At 56.4% G+C, this 1,033-nt stretch carries 2 protein-coding genes; both read left to right on the top strand.

Annotated elements, in window-relative coordinates; translation table 11 throughout:
- Positions 1–288, top strand: a 288-nt coding sequence (locus HMPREF2975_RS08200; RefSeq protein ID WP_141757352.1) for a DUF2800 domain-containing protein, incomplete at its 5' end; no start/stop codon positions are given.
- A gap of 21 nt (positions 289–309) precedes the next feature.
- Complete coding sequence (locus HMPREF2975_RS08205; RefSeq protein WP_036325069.1) at positions 310–861, top strand: DUF2815 family protein; 552 nt, start codon at positions 310–312, stop codon at positions 859–861.
- The last annotated feature ends 172 nt before the right edge of the window (positions 862–1,033 follow it).

Genomic DNA, 1,033 nt, shown 5'->3' on the forward strand with positions numbered 1-1,033 from the left:
GTGGTCTTTGAGGGGTTCAAGCTCGTAGCCGGACGGTCGATACGCAAATACACCTCCGAAACCGATGTCGCTGCAGCGGCTGAGGCGGCTGGATATAGGGACATCTGGGATCGCAAGCTCATCACCCTCACAGCCATGGAACGCCTCATGGGCAAACCCGCCTTCAACGAGATCCTCGGTGACCTCGTGACCAAACCTGCAGGCAAACCCACGTTGGTTCTTGCATCCGATAAACGGCCAGCGCTTGACCTGGTGAGTGCAGCCACCGATTTTCAACCAAACAAGTAACTAGTAGAAAGAAGAATGATTATGTCAACGACTAACACAACTCGTATTGTGACCGGCGAAGTTCGCCTATCCTACGCACACGTGTGGGAGCCGAACTCCATCCAGGGAGGCAAACCGAAGTACTCCGTCTCCCTAATTATCCCGAAGTCCGATACTGCCACGATTGCGGCGATCGAGAAGGCCGTGGATGCAGCGATCGACGCCGGAACGGCCAAGTTTGGTGGCAAGCGCCCCAACAAGGCCGCCCTCAAGTTGCCGCTGCGCGATGGGGATATTGAGCGTGACGACGAAGCCTACAAGGGCGCCTACTTCCTCAACGCCAACTCCCTGACCGCTCCGCAGATCGTCGATCAGAGCGTCGCCCCGATCCTGGACCGCGCCGAAGTGTACTCGGGCTGCTACGCACGCGTATCCCTGTCCTTCTATGCGTTCAACACAAACGGCAACCGTGGTATCGCCTGTGGACTGGGCAATATCCAAAAGACCCGCGACGGAGAAACCCTTGGCGGTGGACGAGTTTCCGCTGAGACCGACTTCGGTGCCTTCGCCGCTGATGACGATTTCCTGAAGTAACCATCCCCACACGTGGAGGGAATCAGCACATCTTGTTGGTTCCCTCCACTTTTCCTCTATGTGAAAGGAACCTCGTCATGCGAACACTCTTCTGCGATATTGAATCTTTCAGCCTCGCCCAACTCGCTAAGACAGGCGTTTACCCGTATGCCGAGCACCCAGACTTCGAGCT

The sequence above is a fragment of the Actinomyces sp. HMSC065F12 genome, assembly GCF_001814535.1.
Taxonomy (GTDB): domain Bacteria; phylum Actinomycetota; class Actinomycetes; order Actinomycetales; family Actinomycetaceae; genus Pauljensenia; species Pauljensenia radingae_A.

Coding starts and splice junctions, on each gene's coding strand:
- HMPREF2975_RS08205 (WP_036325069.1), top strand. CDS start 310: ATGTCAACGACTAACACAACTCGTATTGTGACCGGCGAAGTTCGCCTA.